Origin of the sequence: Streptomyces endocoffeicus (genome assembly GCF_016741935.1) — a bacterium.
GTDB classification, from domain to species: Bacteria; Actinomycetota; Actinomycetes; order Streptomycetales; family Streptomycetaceae; genus Streptomyces; species Streptomyces endocoffeicus.
Map to the genome: position 1 here is coordinate 1 of NZ_JAERRG010000040.1, position 26,642 is coordinate 26,642.

A 26,642-nucleotide genomic window follows, 5' to 3' on the forward strand; every position below is an offset into this window, starting at 1 on the left:
CGACGCACTCGCCGAATTCGGCAAAACCCTCTCCAAAGCCAAGATCTACCGCTGGCAACTCCCCGGCGTCGACTTCGCCGGACACTCCGGACACGTCAACACCATCAAAGACCAGCTGCACCAGGTGCTCGACGGCGTCACCGCATCCCCCGGCGAAGTCGCCTGGATGTCCACCGTCGACGCCGACTGGGCCAACCCCACCCACATCACCACCGACTACTGGTACCGCAACCTCCGCGAAACCGTCCGCTTCCACGAAGCCACCCAAGCCCTCCTCAACCACGGCTACCGCGTGTTCATCGAAATCAGCACCCACCCCGTCCTCACCACCGCCATCCAAGACACCACCGAAACCCACCCCGACCTACAAACCACCATCACCGGCACCCTCCGACGCGACGACGGCAGCCCCCACCGCTTCCTCACCCACCTCGCCGAACTCCACACCACCGGAACACCGGTGGACTGGGCGGCCCTGTTCGCCGGGTCCGGGGCCCGTAGGGTGCCGCTGCCCACGTACGCCTTCCAGCACCGGCACTACTGGCTGGAGCCTGCCAGAACACCGACGCGGGCCGAGACCGCCGACAGCTCCCTGTGGGCGGCCATCGAGGGCGGAGACGCGCAGTCCCTGGCGCGGGATCTCGAGGTGGACGCGGCGGCCCTGGGCACGGTGCTGCCCGCGCTGGCCACCTGGCGCCGCCGCAGCCGGGAGGACTCCCTCACCGACGCATGGCGGTACCGGGTCGGCTGGACCCGGGTGGCCGCCGGCGATCCACGGCTGTCGGGCCGGTGGCTGGTGCTGGTCCCGGCGGTACGGGCCGGTTCGGCGCGGGTCCGCGCGGTGCTGGACGGACTCGCCGCGCGGGGCGCGGAAGTAGTGGCCGCCGAGGTCTCCGAGAGCAGTCGGGAGGCGCTGGGCGACCAGGTCAAGTCGGCGGACGGGTGTGCCGGGGTGGTGTCCCTGCTCTCGTGGGACGACCGCGCCGACACCGAGTACGGCACGGTGTCCGTGGGCACCGCGGCCACGCTGGCGGCGGCGCAGGCGGTGCGCGACCACGGCGTCACCGCACCGCTGTGGTGTGTCACCAGTGGCGGGGTCGCGGTGGCCGGTGAGGCGGCCGACCCGGCGCAGTCGGCGGTGTGGGGATTCGGCGCCGTGCTCGGGCTCGACCACCCGGACACCTTCGGCGGCCTGATCGACCTTCCGGCCGAAGGAGCGGGTGGCGACAAGGAGTTGCCGGACGCGCTGTTCGCGGCGCTGTCCTCGCCGGAGGGAGAGGACCAGCTCGCGGTGCGCGCCGACGGACTCTTCGCCCGCCGGATGCTGCGGGACCGGGACGGCTCGGGCAGCGCCTGGAAGCCGCGTGGCACCGTGCTGGTCACGGGCGGCACCGGCGGGCTCGGTTCACACGTGGCGCGCTGGCTCGCCGCGAACGGGGCGGACCATGTGGTGCTGCTCAGCAGGCAGGGCGGTGCCGCGCCGGGTGCGGCCGAACTGGTGGCGGACCTGACGGATGTGCGGGTCACGGTCGCCGCGTGTGATGTGACCGACCGGGACGCCGTGGCCGCGGTGCTGGCGGAGGCGGAGCGCACACATCCGCTGACCGCGGTGGTGCACACCGCCGGTGCCGGGCTGCTCCCTGCTCCGGTCACCGAAGTGACCACCGAGGAGTTCGCCGCCGTGACGGGGGCGAAGGTGCGTGGCGCGCTGGTGCTGGACGAGCTCGTGGGCGACCGGGAGCTGGACGCGTTCGTGTTGTTCTCCTCCGGCGCCGGTGTCTGGGGCAGTGGCGGCCAGGCCCCGTACGCGGCGGGCAACGCCTTCCTCGACGGGCTCGCGCAGCGCCGCCGCGCCCGGGGTCTCGCGGCCACGTCGGTAGCGTGGGGCGGCTGGGGCGGCGGTCACGGGATGATCGACGCCGACGGCGGCGACCAGTGGCGTCGTATCGGCGTCCTGCCGATGGACCCGAAGCCCGCGCTGCGTGCCCTGGCGCGGGCCGTGGGCGGTGGCCCACCGAATGTGATCGTCGCCGACATCGACTGGGCGCGGTTCGTACCGGGATACACGATGGCCCGGGAGCGGCCGCTGCTGCGGCAGTTGCCCGAGGTCGCCGAGATCCTGGCGGCGGACGCGCCGGGCGGGGGCGGGTCGCGGCGCGAGACGCTCCTGGACAGCCTGGCCGAGCTGACCGGCCCGGAGCAGGAGGCGTTCCTGACCGACCTGGTACGGCGCGAGGCGGCGGCCGTGCTCGGGCATGCCGACGGTGACGCGGTGGAGCCGGAGCGCGCGTTCAAGGACACCGGGTTCGACTCGCTGACCGCGGTGGAGCTGCGCAACCGGATCAACGCGACCACCGGCCTCCAGCTCTCCGCCACGGTGGTCTTCGACTATCCGAAACCCACCACGCTGGCGAGGAAGCTGCGTACGGAACTGGTGCCCACCGCGGATGGCGAGGCCCCCGGTGCGATGGGCCGCGAGCGGGAGCTCCGGCGGGCGCTGGCCTCGGTCCCGTTGCACCGCTTCCACGAGCTCGGGGTGCTGGACGCGCTGGTGCGCCTCGCGGACTCCACGGCCGGTGAGCTGGGCGAGCTGAGTGGCCTGACCGACCTGAGCACCGCCGCCGAGGCGGACACCTCCGCGATCGCGGACCTGGACGCCGACGAACTGGTGAGCCGGGCGATGCGCGGCACGACCTTCGGAAACGACTGACGCCGCGGTTGCGGAGAGGAGTACACATGGCTGCGTCCCGGGAAGACCTGGTCAAGGCGCTGCGTAGCTCGCTGATGGACGTCGAGCGGCTGCGGCGGGAGAACGACCGGCTGATCGCCGAGTCCACCGAACCCGTGGCGATCGTGGCGATGGCGTGCCGGCTGCCGGGCGGGGTGACCGACCCGGAGTCGCTGTGGGAGCTGGTGGCCGAGGGCCGGGACGCGATCGGCCCGTTCCCCACGGACCGCGGCTGGGACCTGGAGTCACTCTTCGACTCCGATCCGGATGCCGTGGGCAAGTCCTATGTGCGCGAGGCGGGATTCCTGGAGGGTGCGGGCGGATTCGACGCCGCGTTCTTCGGGATCTCCCCGCGCGAGGCCCTGTCGCTGGACCCGCAGCAGCGGCTGCTGCTGGAGACCGCGTGGGAGACGTTCGAGCGGGCGGGGCTGGATCCGCGGTCGGTGGAGGGCCGGGACATCGCGGTGTTCGCCGGGGGCAGCGGCCAGGGGTACGGCGGCGGTCCGGGTGACGCGCCCAAGGGCCTGGAGGGCTATCTCGGGGTCGGCGCCTCCGGCAGTGTCATCTCCGGACGCGTGTCGTACACACTCGGGCTGACCGGACCCGCCGTGACCGTGGACACCGCGTGCTCCTCCTCGCTCGTGGCCACCCATCTCGCCGTACAGGCGCTGCGGTCCGGCGAATGCTCCATGGCGCTGGCCGGTGGTGTCGCCGTCATGGGCCAGCCCACCGCCTTCGTGGAGTTCTCCCGCCAGCGTGGCCTGGCGCCCGACGGGCGCTGCAAGTCGTTCGGCGAGAGCGCGGACGGCACCACCTGGTCCGAGGGTGTCGGGCTCGTGTTGCTGGAGCGGCTGTCCGACGCCCGCCGCCACGGCCACGACGTCCTGGCCGTCATCCGTGGCACCGCGGTCAACCAGGACGGCGCGAGCAACGGCCTCACCGCGCCCAACGGCCCCTCCCAGGAACGGGTGATCCGCCAGGCGCTGTCCAACGCGGGGCTGATGGTGGCCGATGTGGACACGGTCGAGGCCCACGGCACCGGCACCGCCCTCGGCGACCCGATCGAGGCCCAGGCGGTCCTGGCCACCTACGGGCAGGGGCGCACGGGGGATGAGCCGCTGTGGCTCGGCTCCCTGAAGTCCAACATCGGCCACGCGCAGGCCGCCGCCGGGATCGCCAGTGTCATCAAGACGGTCATGGCGTTACGGCACGGTCGGCTGCCGAAGACCCTCCACGCCGAAGAGCCCACCTCCAAGGTGAACTGGGCCACGGGCGCGGTGTCCCTGCTCACCGAGGGACGAGCGTGGCCGGAGACGGGACACGCACGCCGCGCGGGCATCTCCTCCTTCGGCGTCAGCGGAACGAACGCGCATGTCATCCTCGAGCAGGCCCCAGAGGAGTCCGCCGAGCGGCCGGAGGAGTCCGCCGAACCCGGTCCGGTCGCCACCGGCCACCTGGTGCCGTGGGTGCTCTCGGGCCATACGGAGGCGGCACTGCGGGCCCAGGCCGCCCGGCTGCTGACCCATGTGCGGAAGACGGCCGCCGACAGCGCGCGGGATGTGGGCTGGTCGCTGGCCACCACCCGGACCCTCCACGACCACCGCGCGGTCGTGCTGTGCGCCGATGCCGAGGAGGCCGTCGCGGGGCTGGAGGCGGTGGCGGCGGGCGCGTCCGCCCGGTCGGCGGTCACCGGGTCCGTGGCGTCCGGGAAGGTCGCGGTGCTGTTCACCGGCCAGGGCAGCCAACGCGCCGGAATGGGCCGGGAACTGCACGGCCACTATCCGGTGTTCGCGCGGGCCTTCGATGACGTATGCGCCCAGTTCGACGACCTGCGCGCTGGAGATGGCGACGGGGACGGGGACGACAAGGTCTCGCTCGCCGAGGTGGTGTTCGCCGAGGAGGGGTCGGCGAGGGCGGCGCTGCTGGACCGGACCGAGTTCACCCAGCCCGCGCTGTTCGCGCTGGAGGTGGCGCTGTTCCGGCTCGTGGAGTCGTGGGGGGTGCGCCCCGCGTATGTGCTGGGCCACTCGATCGGCGAGGTGGTCGCGGCCCATGTGGCCGGGGTCCTGTCCCTGCCGGACGCCTGCACACTGGTGCGGGCGCGCGGGCGGCTGATGCAGCGACTCGACGCGACCGGGGCGATGGTCGCGGTGGAGGCGGCCGAGGACGAGGTCGTCCCCCTGCTCGCGGGGAAGGAGCACCAGGCCTCCATCGCCGCGGTCAACGGCCCGACGTCCGTGGTCGTCTCCGGCGACGAGGACGTGGTCACGGCGGTGGCGGAGACCTTGGCGCGGCAGGGCCGCAAGACCAAGCGCCTCGTGGTCTCGCACGCGTTCCACTCCCCCCACATGGACGGGATGCTGGACGCGTTCCGCGAGGTGGTGTCGCGGCTGACCTACGCGCCTCCCCGGGTGCCCGTGGTGTCGAATCTGACCGGCGGGGTCGCGGATCCCGAGGAGCTGTGCACCCCGGAGTACTGGGTGCGGCATGTGCGGGGCGCGGTGCGGTTCCTCGACGGTGTCCGCGCGCTCGCCGACGCGGGCGTACGCACCCATCTGGAACTCGGCCCGGACGGGGTGCTGACCGCGATGGGCCAGGACTGTCTGCCGGACGCGGACGCGGTGGCGGATGCGGTCGCGGGCGCGGTGGCGGACGGGGCGTTCGTACCGTCCCTGCGTCCGGGTGTCCAGGAGGCCCAGGCGGTGCTGGCCGGTCTCGCCGGTCTGTATGTACGCGGTGTGCCGGTGGGCTGGGACGCGTTGTTCGCCGGGTCCGGCGCCCGGCGCGTCCCCCTCCCGACGTACGCCTTCCAGCATGAGCACTACTGGCTGGAGCGGGCCGCCGGGTCCGGCGATGTGGGCGCGGTGGGCCTCGGGGAGGCGGGTCATCCGCTGCTGGGCGCGGTGGTGCAGCTGCCGGAGACGGGCGGTGTGCAGCTCAGCGGGCGGCTGTCGGTACGGGCCCAGCCGTGGCTGGCCGAACACGTCATCTCCGGTGCGGTGTTGGTGCCCGGTACGGCGATGGTGGAGCTGGCGGTGCGCGCCGGGGACGAGACCGGCACCCCGGTGCTGGAGGAGCTGGTGATCGGGCAGCCGATGACGCTGCCCGCCGACACCGCCCTGAGCGTCCAGGTCGTCGTGGGCGCGGACGAGGGCGGGCGGCGCACGGTGCGGATCTACTCCCGCGCCGACGGCGGCACGGACTGGACCGAGCACGCCACCGGCACGCTCACCGCGCAGCTACCGGCGCCGCGGGACGGGGCGGCCGGCGAGTGGCCGCCCGCCGAAGCCGAGCCGATCCCGGTGGCGGACTTCTATCGCTCGCTCGTGGACGCCGGTTACGCGTACGGACCGGCGTTCCGCGGGCTCGTCGCCGCGTGGCGGCGGGACGGTGAGATCTTCGGCGATGTGGCGTTGCCGGAGGCGTACACCACGGAGGCCGAACGGTTCGGCATTCACCCGGCGTTGCTGGACGCGGCTCTGCACGCGGGCAGCTTCTGTCTGCCCTCCGATCCGGAGCGACAGGTGACCCTCCTGCCGTTCGCCTGGAACAACGTGCGTCTGCACGCGGGCGGCGCGACCGCGGTCCGGGTGCGTGTCCGGCCGGTGGGTGACGACGCGTTCGCGGTACGGCTGACCGACGGCTCGGGCCGGACGGTGGCCTCCGTGGGCTCGCTCACCCTGCGCGCGGTGGACCCGGCCCAGCTGGAGAGCGGCAAGGCCGATGACGCGCTGTGGACGGTCCGCTGGAGCGAACACGCCGTGCCGGAGGGCGGCGCGGTCTCCTGGGCTCCGCTTGGCGAAGCGGAGAGCGGTGAAAGCACCCTTCCCGATGTCCTGGTGGCCGATACGCGCGCGTGGGCGGATACGCGTGGGTGGGCCGATACGCGCGGGTGGGCCGACGACCTCACCCAGCCGCTGCCCGCACGCACCCGGGAGCTCACCGGCCGCCTGCTGGCGGAGATCCAGCGGTGGGTCGGCGACGACGCGATGGCCGGGACGCGGCTGGCCGTGGTCACCCGCGGCGCGGTCGCCGTGCACGGGGACACCGAGGTCACCGACCCGGCCGCCACCGCGGTCTGGGGCCTGGTCCGCTCGGCCCAGGCCGAACACCCGGGGCGGCTGGCCCTGGTGGACGCCGACGGCGCGTACGAGGAGCTCTCCGAGCTGCCCGCCGGTGTGTGGTCCGGGTCCGGGGACGAGCCCCAGCTCGCGGTGCGCGGTGGCGCGACGTGGGTGCCACGCCTGGCCCGGGTCGAGCCCGGCCTGCGGGTGCCCGCACAGCCGTCGTGGCATCTGGACTCGCCCGAGTACGGCACCCTGGACAACCTCGCGCTGCTGCCCGACGAGGCCGGAACCGCACCGCTGGAGGCCGGTCAGGTGCGGATCGAGGTGCGCGCCGCGGGGCTCAACTTCCGCGATGTGCTGGTGACTCTCGGCATGTATCCGGGCCGGTCGGTGATCGGCACCGAGGGCGCCGGTGTGGTGACCGAGGTCGGCCCGGACGTCGGGGATCTGGCCGTGGGCGACCGGGTGATGGGCCTGTTCTCCGGCTCGTTCGGCCCGCTGGCCACCGCCGACGCGCGCACGGTGATCCGGATGCCGGACGGCTGGTCGTTCGGCACGGCGGCCGGGGTGCCGGTGGCCTATCTGACGGCGCTGTACGCGTTGCAGGACCTCGGGAGGGTCCAGCCGGGCGAGACGGTGCTGGTGCACGCCGCCGCGGGCGGGGTGGGCATGGCCGCCGTCCAGCTCGCACAGCACTTCGGCGCCACCGTCCTGGGCACCGCCCACCCCTCCAAACACCACGCCCTGCACCGGCTCGGCGTTCCCGCCGAACGCCTCGCCTCCAGCCGCGACCTCGGCTACGCCGACACCTTTCCCACCGCCGACGTCGTCCTCAACTCCCTCACCGGCGAGCACATCGACGCCTCCCTCGGACTCCTCGGCCCCGGCGGCCGGTTCCTGGAGATGGGGAAGACCGATCTGCGGGAGCCCGGTGCGGTCGGGGCGCGACATCCAGGGGTCACCTACCGGGCGTTCGACCTCGGTGGCGAGGCCCCCGCGGAGCGGGTACGGGAGTTGCTGGGCCAGCTGGTGGAACTGTTCGAGACGGGCCGGATCGAGCCGCTGCCCGTACGGCACTGGGAGATCACCCGTGCCCCCGAGGCGTTCCGCTGGATGAGCCAGGGCCGTCACACCGGCAAGATCGTGCTCACCCTTCCCCACGCCCTGGATCCGGATGGCACGGTCCTGGTCACCGGCGGCACCGGAGCGCTCGGCGCCACCATCGCCCGACATCTCGTGGCACAGCGCGGCGTACGCCACCTGCTGCTGCTCAGCCGCCGGGGACCGGACGCCCCCGGTGCGGCCGAACTCGCCACCGAACTCACCGCACTCGGCGCCACCGTCCACATCACCGCCTGCGACGCCGCCGACCGCGACCAACTCGCCGCCACCCTCGGCACCATCCCGGCCGACCACCCCCTCACCGCCGTGGTCCACACCGCCGGAGCCCTGGACGACGGCATCCTCACCGCACTCACCCCCGACCGGCTCGACACCGTCTTCCGCCCCAAGGTCGACGCGATCACCCACCTCCACGACCTCACCCACGACAACCACGACCTGGCGGCGTTCGTGGTGTACTCGTCCGCCGCCGGAGTCCTCGGCGGGCCCGGACAGGGCAACTACTCCACCGCCAACGCCTATCTGGACGGCCTCGCCCAGTGGCGGCGGGCGCACGGGCTCCCCGCCACCTCGCTGGCGTGGGGCATGTGGGCGGAGGCCAGTGGTATGACGGCCGGGCTCGGCTCCGGCGATCTGCACCGGATGCGGCGCGGGGGCATCGTCGGGCTGTCCACCACGGAGGCACTGGGCCTGTTCGACCGGTCGGTGGCGTCCGGGCTGTCGGTGCTGGTGCCGATGAGGTTCGACTTCGCCGCCCTCGGCGCCCTCGGCGCGGAGGCCACTGAACCCCCGCCACTGCTGCGGGGTCTGGTCCGGCCGACGCGGCGTACGGCCCGGCCGGTGCCGAAGGCCGGTGAAGGCGGCCTCGTCGAGCGGCTGGCCGGGCTGTCGGTGGCCCAACAGCAGCGTGTGCTGGTCGAGTTGATCCGCGCTGAGGCCGCTTCGGTGCTCGGGTTTCCCACGGTCGACCCCATCGGGCCGGAACAGGCGTTCCGCGACATGGGATTCGACTCGCTGACCGCGGTGGAGCTGCGCAACCGCCTCAACACGGCTACCGGGCTGCGATTGCCGGCGACGCTGGTCTTCGACCACCCGAGCCCCGTGGCCACCGCCGAGTTTCTGCGCGACCAGCTGGGCGGGCGTACGGCCGAGGCCACGCCCCGGCCGGTGCGGCGCGACCGGTCCGCTCCGGACCGGGCCGAGGATCCGGTGGTCGTGGTCGGCATGGGCTGCCGCCTGCCCGGGGACGTCCGTACCCCCGAGGATCTGTGGCGGCTGATCGCCGCCGGAGACGATGCCATCGGGCCGTTCCCGCAGGACCGGGGCTGGGACCTGGCCGAGCTGTTCGACTCCGATCCGGATGCTCTGGGCAAGTCCTACGTACGCGAGGGCGGTTTCCTCAGCGACGCGGGCGGATTCGACGCCACCTTCTTCGGCATCTCCCCGCGCGAGGCCCTGTCGATGGACCCGCAACAGCGCGTACTGCTGGAGACCGCCTGGGAGACCCTGGAACGCTCCGGGATCGTTCCCACCTCACTGCGCGGACAGGAGGTCGGTGTCTTCGTCGGGGCCAGCGGCCAGGGATACGGCGCCGGTACGGGCGCGGCGCCGGAGGGCTTGGAAGGCTACCTCGGGGTGGGCGGCGCGACGAGCGTGGCGTCGGGACGGGTGTCGTACACCTTCGGGCTGACCGGTCCGGCGGTGACCGTGGACACGGCCTGCTCCTCCTCGATGGTGGCTCTCCACCTCGCCGCGCAGGCCCTGCGCTCCGGCGAATGCACGATGGCACTCGCCGGGGGCGTCGCCGTCATGGGCCAGCCCGGCGCGTTTGTCGAGTTCTCGCGCCAGCGCGGCCTCGCGTCGGACGGCCGCTGCAAGTCCTTCGGCGAGGGCGCCGACGGCACCAACTGGTCCGAGGGTGTCGGTCTGGTGCTGTTGGAACGGCTCTCGGAGGCCCGTCGCAACGGGCACGAGGTGCTGGCCGTCGTCCGTGGTACGGCGGTCAACCAGGACGGGGCCAGCAATGGCCTCACCGCGCCGAACGGGCCGTCGCAGCAGCGGGTGATACGGCAGGCACTGGCGAACGCCGGACTGTCCCCCGCGGACATCGACGCCGTCGAAGCCCACGGCACCGGCACCGCCCTGGGCGACCCCATCGAGGCCCAGGCGCTCCTGGCCACCTACGGGCAGGAGCGCCGGGGGGACGAGCCGGTATGGCTCGGATCGCTGAAGTCCAACATCGGGCACGCCCAAGCCGCCGCGGGCGTGGCCAGCGTCATCAAGATGGTGCTGGCGATACGGCAGGGCACGCTGCCGCGGTCCCTGCACATCGACGAACCCACCACGCAGGTGGACTGGACGTCCGGCGCGGTGTCCCTGCTCACCGATGCCCGCCCCTGGCCGGACACCGGCCATCCACGACGCGCCGGGATCTCGTCCTTCGGCGTCAGCGGCACCAACGCCCACCTCATCCTGGAGCAGGCGCCTCAGCCCGAACCCGTACCCGCGTCGAAGGCGGACGAGGGTACGGACACCCCTGGTCTGGTCGCCACCGGCGGCATCGCGCCCTGGGTCCTGTCGGCCAAGTCCCCGGCAGCCCTGCGGGCTCAGGCCCATCGCCTGCTGGGCCACCTGGAATCCGGCGTGGACGCACGCCCGGTGGACATCGGTTGGTCACTCGCCACCACCCGCACCCTCCACGACCACCGTGCCGTCATCATCACCGGCACCGACGCGGATAGCGATGAAGCCACGGCGGCTCTCACCGCCCTCGCGACCGGACAACCCCACCCCCGCCTCACCACCGGGCACGCCACCACCCACGGCAAGACGGTCTTCGTCTTCCCCGGCCAAGGCGCCCAATGGGTGGGGATGGGAGCCCAACTGCTCCAGACGTTCCCCGTCTTCGCCGAACGCCTCCACGAATGCGCCGCGGCCCTGGCCCCGTACACCGACTGGTCACTCATCGACGTCATCACCGGCGCACCCCACGCGCCTTCGCTCGAGCGCGTCGATGTCGTCCAGCCCGCCACCTTCGCCGTCGTCGTCTCCCTCGCCACCCTCTGGCAATCCGCAGGCATCCACCCGGATGCCGTCATCGGCCACTCCCAAGGCGAAATCGCCGCCGCCTGCGTCGCCGGACACCTCACCCTCCCCACCGCAGCCAAAATCGTCACCCTCCGCAGCCAGACCATCGCCCACCACCTCGCCGGACACGGCGGCATGATGTCCCTCGCCGCCCCCGCCGACACCATCAACCTCACCAACTGGCAGGGCAAACTCTGGATCGCCGCCCACAACGGCCCCAACGCCACCGTCATCGCAGGCGACACCGACGCCCTCCACCAGCTGCACACCCACTACACCGAGCAAGGCACCAGGGCCCGGATCATCCCCGTCGACTACGCCTCCCACACCGGACACGTCGACACCATCAAAGACCAGCTACACGAAGTACTCCACGACGTCACCACCCAACCGGGCGCCATCCCCTGGCTCTCCACGGTCGACGGCCAGTGGGTCGAACCCGACACCCTCGACAGCGGCTACTGGTTCCGCAACCTCCGCCAAACCGTGCGGTTCGAGCACACCATCCGCACCCTCGCCGACGACGGCTACCGCACCTTCATCGAAGTCAGCCCCCACCCCGTCCTCACCACCGCCATCCAAGAAACCCTCGAAACCACCAACACCCGCAACGCCACCGTCACCGGCACCCTCCGCCGCGACGACGACACCCCCACCCGATTCCTCACCCACCTCGCCGAACTGTCCACCAGGGGAACACCAATGGACTGGCCCACCGCGTACACCGGATCACAACCCGCCCACATCCCGCTCCCCACCTACCCCTTCGAACACGAGACGTTCTGGCTGGACCGTGGCGGTCCGGGCGACGTCCGTGCCGTGGGGCTGGAGGACACCGGCCATCCGCTGGTCGGGGCCGTGGTGAGCGTGCCCGACACCGGAGGTGTGCTGCTCACCGGACGTCTCTCCCTGCGCAGCCACCCCTGGCTGGCCGACCACGCCGTCTCCGGCACCGTCCTGCTCCCCGGTACGGCCATGGTCGAGCTGGCGGTGCGCGCCGGGGACGAGGCGGACACCCCCACCCTGGAGGAGCTGGTCATCAGCCGGCCGATGACGGTGCCGGACGAGGGCACGCTGCACGTCCAGGTGCTCGTCGGCGGCGAGGACCGCGGGCGCCGCAAGGTGGGGGTCTACTCCCGCCCGGAGGGCATACGGCAGTGGACCGAGCACGCCACCGGCACCCTGTCCGGAGGGGCCACCGGCACCCTGTCCGGAGGGGCCACCGGCACCCTGTCCGGAGGGGCTACCGGCACCCTGATCGCAGGGGCCACGGCCGCGCCGCCCGAGGCCGCTCAGCCGTGGCCGCCCGAGGGCTCGGAGCCGGTCGCCCTCGAGGGGTTCTACGAGCACCTGGCCGAGGTCGGGTACGAGTACGGCCCGGCGTTCCGCGGGCTGAGGGCGGTGTGGAAGCGGGACGACGAGGTGTTCGCCGAGGTGTCCGTGCCGGAGGAGCAGACCGGGGTGGCCGGGCAGTTCGGCATCCATCCGGCGTTGCTGGACGCCACCCTGCACGCCGGGAACTTCTGCTTCCAGTCCGATGGTGAGCGGCCCACGATGCTGCCGTTCGCATGGGCCGATGTGCGGCTCCACGCCGTGGGCGCCACCGCCGTGCGGGTGCGGGCGACGGTGTCCGACGGGGACGGGCTGTGCGTACGGATCACCGACCCGCAGGGCGTTCCGGTGGCCACGATCGGCTCCCTCCAGCTCCGGGAGACCACACCCGACCAGTTGCGCGCCCTGTCCGCCGCATCGGGCGGCAATGCCCTGTGGGCGGTCGCCTGGGCCGAGTGCGGGCTCGGCGCCGCGGAAGCGCGGTGGGCCACGCTCGGGGAGAGCCGGCTCCCGGATTCCCCGCCGGGCCATGCCGATGTCTCAGCGGTCGCGGAGGCCGTGGAGAGCGCGGAGGCCGGAGAGCGGCCCGCCGTGTTCGTCGCCGACGTGTCCGCCTGGGTGCCGGAGAAGACCGGGCCCATCGACCGTACGCACGCGCTCTGCGCCCGGGTCCTGGATCTGCTGCGGCAGTGGGTGGACCGGCCCGAACTCGCGGACACCCGCCTGGTCGTCCTCACCCACGGCGCCATGGCCGTCCACGACACCGCCGAGGTCACCGACCCGGCCGCGGCCGCCGTCTGGGGCCTGGTCCGCTCGGCCCAGTCCGAGCACCCCGGCCGTATCCAGCTCATCGACACCGACGACCACTCCCACCAGGCCCTGCCCACCGCACTCGCCGCCCCCGAGGCCCAACTCGCCCTCCGCGACGCCACCGCCTACACCCCCCATCTGACGCCCGCACCCGCCACCACACCCGAGCCCCTCGCCCTCGATCCCGAGGGCACCGTCCTCATCACCGGCGGCACCGGCACCCTGGGCGCCCTCACCGCCCGCCACCTCATCACCCACCACGGCGCCCGGCACCTGGTGCTCACCAGCCGTCAAGGGCCCGACGCCCCCGGTGCGACCGAACTCGCCACCGAACTCACCCAACTCGGCGCCACCGTCCACATCACCGCCTGCGACACCGCCGACCGCGACCAACTCACCACCACCCTCGCCGACATCGACGCCGACCACCCCCTCACCGCCGTCATCCACACCGCCGGAACCCTCGACGACGCGCTGCTCACCGACCTCACCCCGCAGCGCCTCGACACCGTCTTCCGCCCCAAGGTCGACGCCCTCACCCATCTCCACGACCTCACCCACGACCTCGACCTCTCGGCGTTCGTCGTCTACTCCTCCGCCACCGGCACCCTCGGCACCCCCGGCCAGGCCAACTACGCCGCCGCCAACACCTACGCCGACGCCCTCGCCCACCAACGCCACGCCGCCGGGCTCCCCGCCACCTCACTCGCCTGGGGCCTGTGGGAAACCACCAGCGCCCTCACCGCGGGCATGACCACCACCCAGCAGCAACGCACCCGTGGCAGCGGTGTCGTCCCCCTGACCGACGCCGACGGCATGCGCCTCCTCGACACCGCGCTCGCCACCCCTCACCCCCATCTCGTCCCCCTCAAACTCGACCTCACCGCCCTCCAGAACAACACCAGCCCGGACGCACTCCCGCCCCTGCTGCGCACCCTCATACGCGGCCATCACCGCCCCACCGCCCACACCACGGCCCAGCCCGAGGACGACGCCCCGTCCCTCACCGAGCAGCTGGCCACCCTTGACCCGACCCAGCGGCACCAGCGGCTCACCGAACTCGTCCGCGCCGAAGCCGCGGCCGTCCTCGGACACCCCACCCCGGACGCGGTGGGGCCGGACGACGCCCTCTTCGAGATCGGGTTCGACTCGCTGACCGCGGTGGAACTGCGCAACCGCCTCAACACGGCCACCGGCCTCCAGCTCGCGGCGGCGATGCTGTTCGACTACCCCACCCCGTCGATGGCCGCCGAGCACCTCCAGGACCAGCTCGCGCTGGACGCGGCCACCACGGACACGGACGTGGCGGCCCGGGAAGCGGCGGAAGACGACGACCAGAGCACGGAGAGGTGACACAGAGCATGTTCGACGTGGCGAAGTATCTGCGGCGCATCGGGGTGGAGGGGACGCCCCCACCGACCCTCGAAACCCTCCGGCATCTGCACAAACGGCATCTCATGGCGGTCCCGTACGACAACTCCACGGCCCCCGACCGGCTCCCGGCCTCACGGCACCTGACGAACGTCCCGCTGGACCTGGTCTTCGAGCATGTGGTGACCGAGGGCCATGGCGGAGTGTGCTACGAGCTCAACCGGCTGTTCCACACGCTGCTGGCGGAGCTCGGCTACGACGTGCGCATGGTGGCGGCGGCGGTGCGGCAGGCGAACGGCACGTTCGGCCCGGAGCGGGAGCACACCTTCGACCTGGTTCACCTCGATGGCCGGACCCACCTCGTGGACGTCGGCTTCCCCGGGCCGAACTATTCGGAGCCGCTGTACCTGTCCGAGGAGGAGCAGCACCAGTACGGCTGCTCGTACCGCGTGACCGAACACGAGGGCTACCGGGTGGTGGAACGGCGGCCCAAGGAGAGCGATTGGCAGCCGGTGTACCGGTTCCGGCCGGAGCTGGCCGACCCGTCCGGCTGGGACGCGGTGCGGCTGGACAGCCTGGACGACTACGCACAGGATTCGGTGCTCGCCGGAACCACCTTCCGCAGCCGGGCCACCGACAACGGAAAGATCGTGCTGATCGGCAGGCGCTACTTCACCGTCGAGGACGGCGTCGAGCGCACCAAGGTGCTGGTGAAGACGGACGAATTCCAGAACGTGGTCGATCTGATCCTGGCGGGCGCGTGAGCGGGAAGGAGGCGGCGGTGGACACCGCGCGAGAAACGGACGGCCTGGAAACCGAGGTGCTGATCGTCGGCTATGGACCGGTGGGCCAGCTGCTGTCGGTCCTGCTGGCCCAGCGCGGCCGGCGGGTGACGGTGGTGGAGCGCTGGCCGGAGCCGTACCGGCATCCCCGGGCGGTCGGGTTCGACAGTGAGGCCGCACGGATCCTGGCCTCGGCCGGGATCGGCGACTCGCTCGACAAGTTCACCGAACCCGCGCGGGACCACGCCTGGCAGAACACCAAGGGCGAGACGCTGATCGACCACGAGGTGGCCGACCGGGGCCACTGCACCTGGCCGGAGGCACTGTCGGCGTATCAACCGGCCTTGGAGTCCGCGCTGATCGAGCACGGGGCGACGCTGCCGCCGCTGCGGATCCTGCGCGGATACGAGGCGGTGGGACTCGCGGACGACGGCGACCATGTGACCTTGACCGTGGTGGGTCCGGACGGGGAGAAGACGGACCTCACCGCGCTGTGGGTGGTCGGCTGCGACGGCGCGAACAGCCTGGTGCGGACGGGTGTCGGCACCACCGTGACGGACCTCGACTTCTCGTACGACTGGCTGATCTGCGATGTGCGGTTGCACGAGCACCGCGAGTTCCGGCCGAACAACCTGGAGATCTGCGACCCGGCGCGCCCCCGGACGGCGGTGTCCGCGGGCCCCGGCCACCGGCGGTACGAGTTCATGCGGGTGCCCGCGGACGACCCCGAGCGCTTCGGCACCGTGGAGAGCGCATGGGAGCTGCTGCGGCTGTTCGATGTGACGCCCGACAACGGCGTCCTGGACCGGCACGCGGTCTACACCTTCCAGGCCCGCTGGGCGGAGCGCTGGCGGGCCGGAAGAATGCTGCTGGCCGGGGACTCGGCACACCTGATGCCGCCGTTCGCCGGGCAGGGCATGTGCTCCGGATTCCGTGACGCGGCCAATCTGGCCTGGAAGCTGGACCTGGTCCTGGGCGGGCACGCGGCACCGACGCTGCTGGACACCTACACCACCGAGCGGCGGGCACACGTGCGGCACGCGGTCGAGATGTCGGTGGGCCTGGGCCGGGTGGTGTGCATGGCGGACCCGGCCGCGGCGGCGGACCGTGACGCGGCGATGCTGGCCGCGCGCAAACGCAACATCGGCCCGAGCGCCGCCCGCCGCTCCGTGGTGAAGCCGCTCGTGGACGGGTTGCTGCGGCAGGACGGTCAGGGCCGCCCGGCACCGTACGCCGGCCAGGCGGGCCCCCAGTGGCGAGTGCACCGGGCGGGGACCACCGGCCTCTTCGACGACGTGGTGGGCACCGGTTTCGTGCTCCTCCACGCCGAGGACGTGGTCCCGACGCTGGACGCCCGACACCTGAAGTTCCTCGACAGCATCGGCACCCGGCTGGTGCGCCTGGTCCCCGCGGACACGCCCACGACCGACCTGGGCCCACGCGACGCGCTGGACGTGGAGGGCCGGTACCTGCCCTATCTGTCGGAGATGGACGCGCTGGCGGTGCTGGTACGCCCGGACTTCTACCTCTTCGGCATCGCGAAGGACGAAGCCGAACTCCACTCCCTCGTGGAGGACCTGGCCACCCGGCTGAGCCCGTCCCCCGCCCCGTCGTAAGCCCCCCGCCCGCACACGACTGGTCCCTTCCCCCGAGTGCCGTGGGGGAAGGGACCAGTTGGTTTCGCGCCCTGAAGGGTGCACTCCCAGCGGAGCGATTAGGTGTCCGAGGTGACGCTCTCCCCCGTCCGTGCCGCGGCCGCTCGGCGGCGTTCATCGCCCGCCTTGACCAGGGCGTATCTGATGGCCAGGGCCGCCGCGTTGACCGCGTGCAGCGCCTCCTGGGCGCCGGTGTCCGGGTGTTCCTGGCCGGTGGCGGCGGCCGAGGTGCACTGGGCGGCCTCCAGGCAGGCCACGCACGCCTCCACGAGGGCGTCCGGGCGGGTGCCGGAGGATCGGCCCAGTTTCGTCAGCAGCCGGGTGATCTCCCGGTGCGCTTCCGTGATCGGGTCCGCCGCCATCGGGTCAGCGCCCCCGCGTACCGTCGTCGGCCGACGGCCCGATGTCCCCGGCCGGGACCAGGGTGAGGAACCGCTGCTCCCACAGGGCGAACACCTCGGTGGCCAGTGTCTCCGACAGCCCGCCCGCGACGGTCTTGGCCAGGTCCCCGAGCGTGCTGGTGCCGTCCACCGCGCCGAGCAGTTCGTACAGCTCGGGCGACACCTTCGCGGTCGGGCCGCCGTCGTAGTCGAGGGAGATCTCGTGGGTCTTCGCTCCCGCCGAGGCGTCCGGACCGGCGGTCCCGCGCTCGGCCAGCCGGGTCACCGGGCGGAACCGCGGCACCAGGGCGCCCAGGTCGGGCGAGGGTTTGGCGCGCACCAGGCAGTCCTCCACCACCAGGGCGTCCAGGTCGGTGGTGAGGAAGCTGGTCACCACGTCGTCGAGGGTCTGCACGATGGGTTCGGCGTTGTTGTTGAAGGAGGTGTTCAGGAGCACCGGGGTGCCGGTGAGTTCGCCGAACCGCCGCACCAGGCGGTGGAACCGCTCGCCCGACTCGGCCGATACGACCTGCACCCGGGCGGTGCCGTCCACGTGGGTGACCGCGCCGAGTTCCGTACGGCGCTCCGGCAGCACCGGCACCACGAAGGACATGAACTCGTGGTGGCCCTCCGCGCCGGAGAGGTCGAAGTAGTCGGGGGCGGCTTCGGCGGTGACGACGGGGGCGAACGGGCGGAAGCCCTCGCGCTTCTTGACCATCGCGTTGATGCGGGTGCGGTTCTCCTCGGGGCGCGCGTCCGCGACGATGCTGCGGTGGCCCAGGGCGCGGGGGCCGAACTCGGACCGGCCGTGTGCCCAGCCGAGCACCTCTCCCCCGGCGAGGAGTCCGGCCGCGGTTTCCACGGCGTCGTCGGGGACTTCCACATCGATCAGGGGCGCCCAGTCGGCCAGCCGGGCCCTGATCCGCGCCCGGTCGCCCAGCGCCGGGCCGAGGCTCGCGCTGAGCAGCCGCTTCCCCGGCCGCTGGAGGGTACCGAGGCTCGCCGCCGCGGCGTAGGCGGCGCCCTCGCCCGCGCCCGCGTCATGCGAGGCGGGGTGCACGAACACCTCGTCGAACAGCCCGGATTTGAGGATCAGGCCGTTGAGGCTGGAGTTGTGGGCGACGCCGCCGCCGAAGCACAGGCGCGGCAGGCCACTGGTCTTGGCCCAGTGCTGGAGGATGTGCAGCACGATCTTCTCGACCGTCTCCTGGAGCGCGGCGGCGAAGTCGCGGTGTGCCTGGGTGAACGGCTCGCCCTTGCGGCGCGGCCGGAAGCCCTCGGCGTAGAACAGCGGGCTGACCAGGTTCGGCACCATGATGTTGCCGTGCAGCTCGTACTCGCCGTTGTCGCGGAGGGTGTAGAGCTTGGCGAAGGTGTCGCGGTAGGTCTCGGGGTCGCCCCAGGGGGCCAGGCCCATCACCTTGTACTCGTCGCCGAAGCCGTAGCCGAGGAGGTAGGTGGCGTTCAGGTAGAGCCCGCCCAGCGACTTGGGCACGGGGTAGTCGGCCAGCTTCTCCAGATGGGTGCCCTCGGCGCGGTAGACGGTGCCGGAGTGCAGTTCGCCGCGGCCGTCCAGCACCAGAACGAGGGCCGAGTCCATGCCGGAGTGCAGATACGAGGAGTACGCGTGTGCCTCGTGGTGCGGTACGTACACCAGCTTCTCGTCCGGCAGGTCCCAGTCCAGGCCCTCCTTCAGCCGCTCCCGGATCAGCTCCCGGGAGTAGCGCAGCGGCACCCGCGGATATTCGGTGTAGAGGTGGTTGAGGACGGTGTCGATGTGGTTCTCGGGAAAGTAGTAGCCCACCGCGTCGACGTCCTCGGGCCGCGCACCGGCCAGGGCCAGGCATTCACGGACCGCGTTGAGGGGAAACTTCGTCGTCTTTTTGATCCGGTTGAGCCGCTCCTCCTCCACCGCGGCCACGAGTTCGCCGTCGCGGATCAAAGAAGCCGCCGAGTCGTGGAAAAACACCTCGCCCAGCTGCGGCACCACATCGGTGTCCGCGGCGGAGAAGTTGCCGTTGAGCCCGAGCACAAGCACAGTGATCACCCAAACCAGTCAGAGGCGAACGCGAGGATCCGGGGCGGAAGGGCGCCCGGTCAGCGGGGGTGCGGCAGCGCCGCGTCGGCGAGCTCAGGCGCCGTCAGCCGCAGCGTCGTCGGGGCCGGCTGGAACGCGGGGGTGAGGTGGAGGCGTTCGACCCCCTCCTCGCCGGGGACCGCGAGGGCGGCGGTGCACCCGCAGGTGGTGTCGGCGAACCCGGCGAAGCGGTAGGCGACCTCCATCATCCGGTTGCGGTCGGTGCGCCGGAAGTCGGCGGTCAGGTGCGCCCCGGCCCGCGCCGCCTGGTCGGCCAGCCAGTTCAGCACGGTGGACCCGGCGCCGTAGGAGACCACGCGGCAGGAGGTGGCGAGCAGTTTCAGATGCCACACCTTCGGGTGCCGCTCCAGCAGCACGATGCCGACGGCCCCGTGCGGGCCGAACCGGTCGGCCATCGTGATGACCAGCACCTCATGGGCGGGGTCGGTGAGCAGTCCGCGCAGTACGGAGTCGGAGTAGTGCACCCCGGTGGCGTTCATCTGGCTGGTGCGCAGGGTCAGTTCCTCGACCCGGGACAGCTCCCGCTCGGTGGCGCGGGCGATGGCCATCCGGATGTCCAGGGTGCGCAGGAACTCCTCGTCGGGGCCGCTGTACCCGGCCCGCTCGGCGTCCCGGCGGAAACCCGACTGGTACATGGTCCGGCGCTGCCGCGAGTCCACGGTGACCACGGCGGGGCTGAACTCGGGCAGCCCGGTGAGCCCGGCCACGTCCTCGGCCGGATAGCAGCGCACCTCCGGGAGCCGGTAGGCGACCTCGGCGCGTTCGGCGGGCTGGTCGTCCACGAAGGCCATGGCGCGGTGGGCGAAGTTCAGCCGTTCCGCGATGGCGCGCACCGCCTCCGACTTGGGCCCCCAGCCGATGTGCGGCAGGACGAAGTACTCGGCGAGGCCCAGCGCCTCCAGGCGCGCCCAGGCGTGGTCGTGGTCGTTCTTGCTGGCGACCGACTGGAGGATGCCACGTCCGTCGAGCGTGGTGATGACGTCGCGCACCCACTCGAAAGGCGGCACCTCGCCGTCCTCGAGCAGGGTGCCGCGCCACAGGGTGTTGTCCAGGTCCCAGACGAGACATTTGACGGCCGTCGGCGGCTCGCTCCCGCTCACGGGCTTCCCCTCCGTCATGCTTGCACCTTCCTCCGCGTGTGCCGGCCCGGCTTCCGGGTGTGCTGGGCCAGGATGAGCTGGCAGATCTCGCTGGTGCCCTCGATGACTTCCATCAGCTTCGCGTCGCGGTACGCCCGGGCCACCACATGGCCGTCGGAGGCCGCGACGGACGCCAGGAGCTGTACGGCGCGGGCCGCGCCCTCGGCCGCCTCGCGCGAGGCCACGTACTTCGCGTGCACCGCGTCCACCGCCATATCGGGCGAGCCGGTGTCCCAGGAGGCGCTGGCGTGTTCGCAGGCCCGGGTGGCGTGCCGCTCCGCGACATACAGCTCGGCCAGGTGCCGGGCGACCAACTGGTGCTCGGCGAGTACCCGGCCGGACTGCTCCCGGGTGGCGGTGTGCGCGGCGGCGGCGTCCAGGCACGCGCGCAGGATGCCGACACACCCCCACGCCACGGACATCCGCCCGTAGGTGAGCGCGGCGGTGGTCGCGAGGGGCAGCGGCAGCCCGGTGCCACCGAGTACGTGATCGGCGGGCACCCGGACCGCGTCCAGGGTGATGTCCGCGTGGCCCGCGGCACGGCAGCCCAGCGGGTTCGCCACCCGTGTGATGCGGACTCCGGGGGCCTGTGCGGGTACGACCACGGCCGTGGCGCCGCCCCGGTACGTGCCGAACACCACCAGCAGATCGGCGTAGTGGGCGGCGGTGATCCACACCTTCCGCCCGGTGACGACCACCTGTGCGCCGTCGTCGGCGATCTCGGTCTCCATCGCCGACAGGTCGCTGCCCGCCCCGGGCTCGCTGAACGCGACCGCCGCGAGGTCGCCGGAGGTCAGCCGGGGCAGGAAGGTGTCCCACTGCTCCGCGCCGCCCAGCCTCCGTACGGTCCACGCCGCCATGCCCTGCGAGGTCATCACGCTGCGCAGGGAGCTGCACCGGGCGCCGACCCGCGCGGTGAGCTCCCCGTTTGTCCGGCTGTCCAGTCCGGTGCCGCCGTGCTCGGGGCCGACCTGTGCGCACAGCACTCCGGAGGCGCCGAGTTTGACCAGCAGGTCGCGGGGCAGCTCCCCGGCCAGGTCCCAGGCGTCGGCCCGGTCCCCGATCAACCCGCTGACCAGCTCCGCGTGGCTGGTGGCGGCGTCGGTCACGGCTGCGCCTCGCGCAGGCGCAGGACCATCGTGGTCATCGCGTTCACCGTGCGGAAGTTGTCCAGCGCCAGGTCGGGGCCGGTGATCACCACGTCGAAGGTCGACTCCAGGTGCACGACCAGTTCCATGGCGAACATCGAGGACACGGCACCGCTGCCGAACAGATCGGTGTCCGGGTCCCAGGTCTGCTTGGTGCGCTGTTCGAGGAACTGCTGCACCTCCCGCGCCACCGTCTCGGCGGTGTGGCTGTCCGGCTTCGATGAGATGGTCACGCCAGTTCCTTCCCGTATGCGTAGAACCCACGGCCCGACTTGCGGCCCAAGTGGCCGTCGCGGACCTTCTCCAGCAGCAATTCGCTCGGCGCGCACCGGGAGTCTCCGGTGCGCGTCTGCAGCACGCGCAGCGAGTCGGCGAGGTTGTCCAGGCCGATCAGGTCCGCGGTGCGCAGCGGCCCGGTGCGGTGGCCGAGGCACTCCCGCATGAGGTCGTCCACGGCCTCCACCGTCGCGGTGCCCTCCTGCACCACCCGGATCGCGTCGTTGATCATCGGGTGCAGCACCCGGCTGGTGACGAACCCCGGCCCGTCGCCGACGACGACCGGCTTGCGCTCCAGCGCCCGCAGCAGATCCGTCACGGCGGTCATCACCGCTTCCCCCGTGCGGGGGCCGCGGATCACCTCCACCGTGGGGATCAGATAGGGCGGGTTCATGAAGTGGGTGCCGACCAGCCGCGCCGGATCGGCGATGAAACCGGCCAGTTCGTCGATCGGGATGGAGGAGGTGTTCGAGATCAGCGGCACCTGGGCTCCGGTGAGCCCGGCGACCGCCTCGAGCACCTTGGCCTTGGTGGGGGTGTCCTCGGTGACGGCCTCCACCACGGCGGTGGCGTCCCGGCCGTCGGCCGGGGACGCGGTGACCGTCAGCTCGCCCCGCGGCCGGTCGGCCGGCAGGGCTCCCATCAGCTGGGCCATGCGGAGCCGTTCGGTGACCGCGGCCGGCGCCCGGCCGGCCCTGGCCTCGTCCACCTCGACGACCGTCACCGGGATTCCGTGGCCGACGGCGAGCGAGGTGATTCCCAGTCCCATCGTTCCTGCGCCCAGCACCATGAGCCGCGGCGCTTCCGCATGTCCGCTCATTCATCGCCTCCGCAGCGCGTTGTGAACAACGTGCCGACCATGACACGCGCTTCCGCGTTCACGATATTGTCCGGGCGATCGCGCAAATCCCCTAAGGATCCCCCCTAGACCCCCCTCAGCCCGGAATATGAGTTCCGGTATTACGGCAGACGCCATTGCGCGGCGCGTCGGCGGATTCTTAGCATCGGTCGCATTGACTTTCCCTTTCACCTTTGCGGGGTGCGGCAATCCGATGGCTCAGCAAGTCGATGTGACCGAAGAAATTCTCGGCTATGTACGGGAACTGTCCCTGCGCGATGACGAGATCCTGGCCGGGCTGCGAGCGGAGACCGCCGGTCTGCCGGCCGCGCAGGCCATGCAGGTGATGCCCGAGGAGGGCCAGCTCCTGGGGCTGCTGGTGCGGCTCGTGGGCGCCCGTTCGGTGCTGGAGATCGGCACCTTCACCGGATACAGCACACTGTGCATGGCGCGGGCGCTGCCCGCCGATGGCACGCTGATCACCTGCGACATCACGCCGAAGTGGCCGGGGCTCGGCCGCCCGTTCTGGGAGCGCGCCGACGTGGCGGACCGCATCGATGTGCGCATCGGTGACGCGAAGGACACACTGGCCGGACTGCGGCGGGAGGGCCGGGAGTTCGACCTGGTCTTCATCGACGCGGACAAGACCGGATACGCCCACTACTACGAGGAGTCGCTGGCGCTGCTCCGGCGCGGCGGGCTCATCGTCCTGGACAACACCCTCTTCTTCGGCCGGGTGATCGACCCGGCCGCGCAGGACGCCGACACCGCCGCCCTGCGCGAGGTGAACAAACTCCTCCGGGAGGACACGCGCGTCGAGATCAGCATGCTCACCGTGGGTGATGGCGTCACGCTCGCGGTCAAGCGCTGACACCGCGCCCCCACGACGGCCGGTCTCCGGGGTCCTCCCGGGGACCGGCCGCCCGCTGTCACGCCAACTCCATGCGGTCGGCGTAGAGTTCGGTGGGCAGTTGCTCCCGGTGCCTGATGTCCAGCTTGCGGAACACCCGGGTCAGATGCTGCTCCACGGTGCTGGCCGTCACGTACAGCTTCCCGGCGATCTCCCGGTTGGTGTAGCCCATGGCGGCCAGCGACGCGACACGCCGTTCGGAGTGCGTCAACCGCTCGATCCCGGTGTCCGACTTCGGCATCAGCGCCGAGGCCTGGGACGGGTCGTCCGCCGGCAGCCACTCCTCGTACAGCGACGCCGCGTCGCACATCTTCGCCACGTGCCAGGCCCGGCGCATGGTCCGGCGGGCCTGCTTCTTCTCGCCCAGCGCGTGGTACGCCTGGCTGAGGTCCCACAGCGTACGGGCCAGCTCGTACTTGTCCTCCTGCTCGGTGAACAGCCCCACCGCCTCGTTGAGCAACTGCGGCCGCCGCTTGGCCGAACTGGTGGCCGCCAGGAGGCGCAGCGACTGCCCGCGGGCCCTGGCCCCGTCCGTGTGCGGACGGCTGAGCTGCTGGTAGACCAGGATCCGGGCCTGGTCGTGGTTGCCCTGTGCGAGCCATGCCTCCGCCGCCCCGATCCGCCACGGCACCGGGTCGCAGCCGCTGCTCAGCCCCCAGTCGGTGAGCAGCTCGCCGCACAGCAGGAAGTCCGCGAGCGCCGCCTGGTGGCGGTTGGCCGCGAGGAAGTAGTGGCCGCGGGCGTACAGGTAGTGCAGCCCGTAGGAGCTCTTGAACATGGCGTTGGGCACGGTCTGCGCGACATGGAACCCCGCCTCCTCATACCGGCCCATCCGGGTGCACGCCAGGATGAGGGAGCCGAGCGGCAGCCCGATCGCCACGCCCCACGCACCGGGGGTGGCATGGGTGAGGGCGGCCCGCGCCCGCTCCGCGGCCTCGGCGAGGTCACCGCGGCGCAGCGCGATCTCCGACCTGGCCGCCGCCAGCACCGCCTGCCGCATGGGGACGTGCGGTCCCCCGCCGGTCTCCCCGAGCGCGCCCTCGCACCAGGCGGACGCCAGGTCGATCCGGCCGCCGTAGACCAGCGCGAGCAGGGCGAACAGCCCCGCCTGCTCCTGGCATGCCGGGTCGTGGCCGAGCTGCAGTTCGCGCAGTACCTCCTCGGCGCGCCGTACGGTGTCATGGGTCTGCCCGCCGGTGAGCACGTCCGCCAGCACGGTGCCGGCCCGGGGCCACACCGCCGCCCGCGTGGCCGCTGAGCCACCGTGGTGCGCCGGGGCGGTCCGCCGTTCGGCCAGCCAGGGGTAGGTGCAGGTGAGCGCCGCCTCGATGGCGTGCAGTTGGTCCGTGGCCGCGGGGTCTTCGCGCAGATGGGCGAGCAGCCCCTCCACATCGGCCAGACCGCCCTTCCACAGGAGTTGCATGAGGAGGGTGACGCTGTCGGGGAGGCCGAGCCGGCCGGCCCGGACGGCGCCGTAGAGCGGTGTGTGGTGCCGGGTGGCGGTGGAGGGGTTGATCTTCCATTCCGCCTCGGCGAGTTTGGCCCGCAGGGCGGCGCGCCGCTCTTCATGCGGACACTGCTCGAAGGACTGCTCCAGCAAGTCGACGGCGATGGACGGCTCTTCGCCCACCGCCACCTGCTCGGCCACCTCCAGCAGCACCTCCGCGGGCCACGAATCGGGGATCTGCCCGGCCCGCACCAGATGGCGGGCGATCGTGGTGGCGGGCCTGCCCTGGTCGTGCAGCAGCCGCGCGGCCCGCTGGTGCAGGGTCCTGCGCGCCCGCGCCGGCATGTCGTTGAGCACGCCGAGCCGCGCCGTCTCGTGCCGGAACGCGCCCTCGTCCATCAGCCCGGCCCCGGTCAGCGCCGCCAGCACCTGGCTGATGGGCTCGGGCTCATGTCCGGTCAGCCAGGCGAGGTCGGCAGCGGGTAAGGAGGCGCCCACCACGGCCAGCGCGCGCACCACGTCCAGGAAGATCGGCTCATTGCGGTGCAGACAGCTCAGGAAGGACTGGCCGTAGCCCGTCTGGCGGGGCTCGCCGTGCTCGCGGTAGTCGGACAGCAAGGTGTGCAGCAACAGCCGGTTGCCACCGGTGGCGGCGTAGACGTCGCCGGTGCGGTGGCCCGCGGTCTCCCCCAACTCGGCCACGACCACATCGGCCACCTGACCGGGGGTGAGCGGGCCCAGGCCGATGCGGTGCAGGCTCTGGGAGCGCAGCAGTTCGTAGCGGAGCGGCAGGGACGGCGCGGGCAGGCTCAGGTCGTCGGTGAACACGGCCGCGATCCGTGCCGAGTCCAGGCGGCGCACCAGCTGGAGGAGGAAGTGCGCGGAGGCCGGGTCGCTGTGCCGCACATCGTCCACGGCGAGCAGCAGCGGCGTGTGCTCCGCATGGTCGATCAGCGCGGTGCACAGCCGATGGCACAGCCGGGCGACCTCGGCCTCGTCCGCCGGATCGCTGGTCCCGTGGAGGATGGCCGACAGCCCCGGCACCTCGGGCGGCCCGCCCGGTGACTTCCAGACCCCGCGGGCCAGTTGGGATACGACGCCGAACGGGAGGTCCCGCTCGCTGGGGGAACACGTCGCCGTGACGGCGAGCCGGCCGGCCTCCGAGGCTCGCTCGGCGAACGACCGGAGCAGGGTCGTCTTTCCGCAAGCCGGCGGTCCGTCCACGAGAAGGGCCTGCCCGGACCGCACCGGAGAGTCACCGAAGGGATGTCCGAGGTGCGCCGCGGCATTCCATATTCTGTCCGTCGGACGGGAATTCCGCTCGGTATTCACCGGCATGGCATAGCTGTAGGGCATGTTCATGGTCCCCGATCGAGGTCGACGAAATGCGGACTCGCGGCCCTTGGGTCAGACCAAACGTTGATCGGGAAACGATTCCATCAGCACGCCCGG

12 protein-coding genes are annotated in these 26,642 nt (G+C 72.2%); 5 read left to right on the plus strand and 7 right to left on the minus strand.

Features of this window, described 5'->3' with window-relative positions:
- From JK364_RS47795 to mhpA, 4 genes are all read left to right on the plus strand, one after another.
- Positions 1 to 2,710, plus strand: a 2,710-nt coding sequence (locus JK364_RS47795) for an SDR family NAD(P)-dependent oxidoreductase (protein ID WP_201857729.1), incomplete at its 5' end; no start/stop codon positions are given.
- A gap of 26 nt (positions 2,711 to 2,736) precedes the next feature.
- Complete coding sequence (locus JK364_RS47800; RefSeq protein WP_201857730.1) at positions 2,737 to 14,499, plus strand: type I polyketide synthase; 11,763 nt, start codon at positions 2,737 to 2,739, stop codon at positions 14,497 to 14,499.
- On the plus strand, positions 14,496 to 15,281 hold the full coding sequence (locus tag JK364_RS47805) for an arylamine N-acetyltransferase family protein (RefSeq protein ID WP_307841629.1): 786 nt from the start codon (positions 14,496 to 14,498) through the stop codon (positions 15,279 to 15,281). Before JK364_RS47800 ends, JK364_RS47805 begins: the two co-directional genes overlap by 4 nt.
- 17 nt (positions 15,282 to 15,298) lie before the next feature.
- Positions 15,299 to 16,915: a bifunctional 3-(3-hydroxy-phenyl)propionate/3-hydroxycinnamic acid hydroxylase MhpA gene (gene mhpA, locus JK364_RS47810; protein ID WP_201857732.1), complete on the plus strand. Its 1,617-nt coding sequence runs from the start codon at positions 15,299 to 15,301 to the stop codon at positions 16,913 to 16,915.
- Positions 16,916 to 17,013: 98 nt separating this feature from the next.
- On the opposite strand, the gene JK364_RS47815 is transcribed toward mhpA, so the two are convergent.
- Genes JK364_RS47815 through JK364_RS47840 form a run of 6 tightly spaced genes read right to left on the minus strand, consistent with a single transcriptional unit; the run spans position 17,014 to position 22,815 of the window.
- Positions 17,014 to 17,316 carry an O-linked N-acetylglucosamine transferase gene (locus JK364_RS47815; protein ID WP_201857733.1) on the minus strand — a complete coding sequence of 101 codons (303 nt, stop codon included), beginning with the start codon at positions 17,314 to 17,316 and terminating at the stop codon, positions 17,014 to 17,016.
- Positions 17,317 to 17,320: 4 nt separating this feature from the next.
- On the minus strand, positions 17,321 to 19,381 hold the full coding sequence (locus tag JK364_RS47820; RefSeq protein WP_201857734.1) for a carbamoyltransferase family protein: 2,061 nt from the start codon (positions 19,379 to 19,381) through the stop codon (positions 17,321 to 17,323).
- Positions 19,382 to 19,431: 50 nt separating this feature from the next.
- On the minus strand, positions 19,432 to 20,550 hold the full coding sequence (locus tag JK364_RS47825; protein WP_201857735.1) for an HAD-IIIC family phosphatase: 1,119 nt from the start codon (positions 20,548 to 20,550) through the stop codon (positions 19,432 to 19,434).
- Positions 20,547 to 21,680, minus strand: a complete 1,134-nt coding sequence (locus JK364_RS47830; RefSeq protein ID WP_201857736.1) for an acyl-CoA dehydrogenase family protein — start codon at positions 21,678 to 21,680, stop codon at positions 20,547 to 20,549. Before JK364_RS47830 ends, JK364_RS47825 begins: the two co-directional genes overlap by 4 nt.
- Positions 21,677 to 21,952: an acyl carrier protein gene (locus JK364_RS47835; RefSeq protein ID WP_201857737.1), complete on the minus strand. Its 276-nt coding sequence runs from the start codon at positions 21,950 to 21,952 to the stop codon at positions 21,677 to 21,679. Before JK364_RS47835 ends, JK364_RS47830 begins: the two co-directional genes overlap by 4 nt.
- Positions 21,949 to 22,815: a 3-hydroxyacyl-CoA dehydrogenase family protein gene (locus JK364_RS47840; protein WP_201857738.1), complete on the minus strand. Its 867-nt coding sequence runs from the start codon at positions 22,813 to 22,815 to the stop codon at positions 21,949 to 21,951. The genes JK364_RS47835 and JK364_RS47840 overlap by 4 nt, the downstream gene beginning before the upstream one ends.
- A gap of 232 nt (positions 22,816 to 23,047) precedes the next feature.
- On the opposite strand from JK364_RS47840, the gene JK364_RS47845 reads away from it, so the two are divergent.
- Complete coding sequence (locus tag JK364_RS47845) at positions 23,048 to 23,704, plus strand: O-methyltransferase (RefSeq protein ID WP_201857739.1); 657 nt, start codon at positions 23,048 to 23,050, stop codon at positions 23,702 to 23,704.
- A 58-nt stretch (positions 23,705 to 23,762) separates the two neighbouring features.
- Here the strand turns inward: JK364_RS47845 and JK364_RS47850 are convergent, their stop codons facing one another.
- The gene (locus tag JK364_RS47850; protein ID WP_307841630.1) at positions 23,763 to 26,552 is read right to left on the minus strand and encodes a helix-turn-helix transcriptional regulator; all 2,790 of its coding nucleotides are present in this window, start codon (positions 26,550 to 26,552) and stop codon (positions 23,763 to 23,765) included.
- Between the last annotated feature and the right edge of the window lie 90 nt (positions 26,553 to 26,642).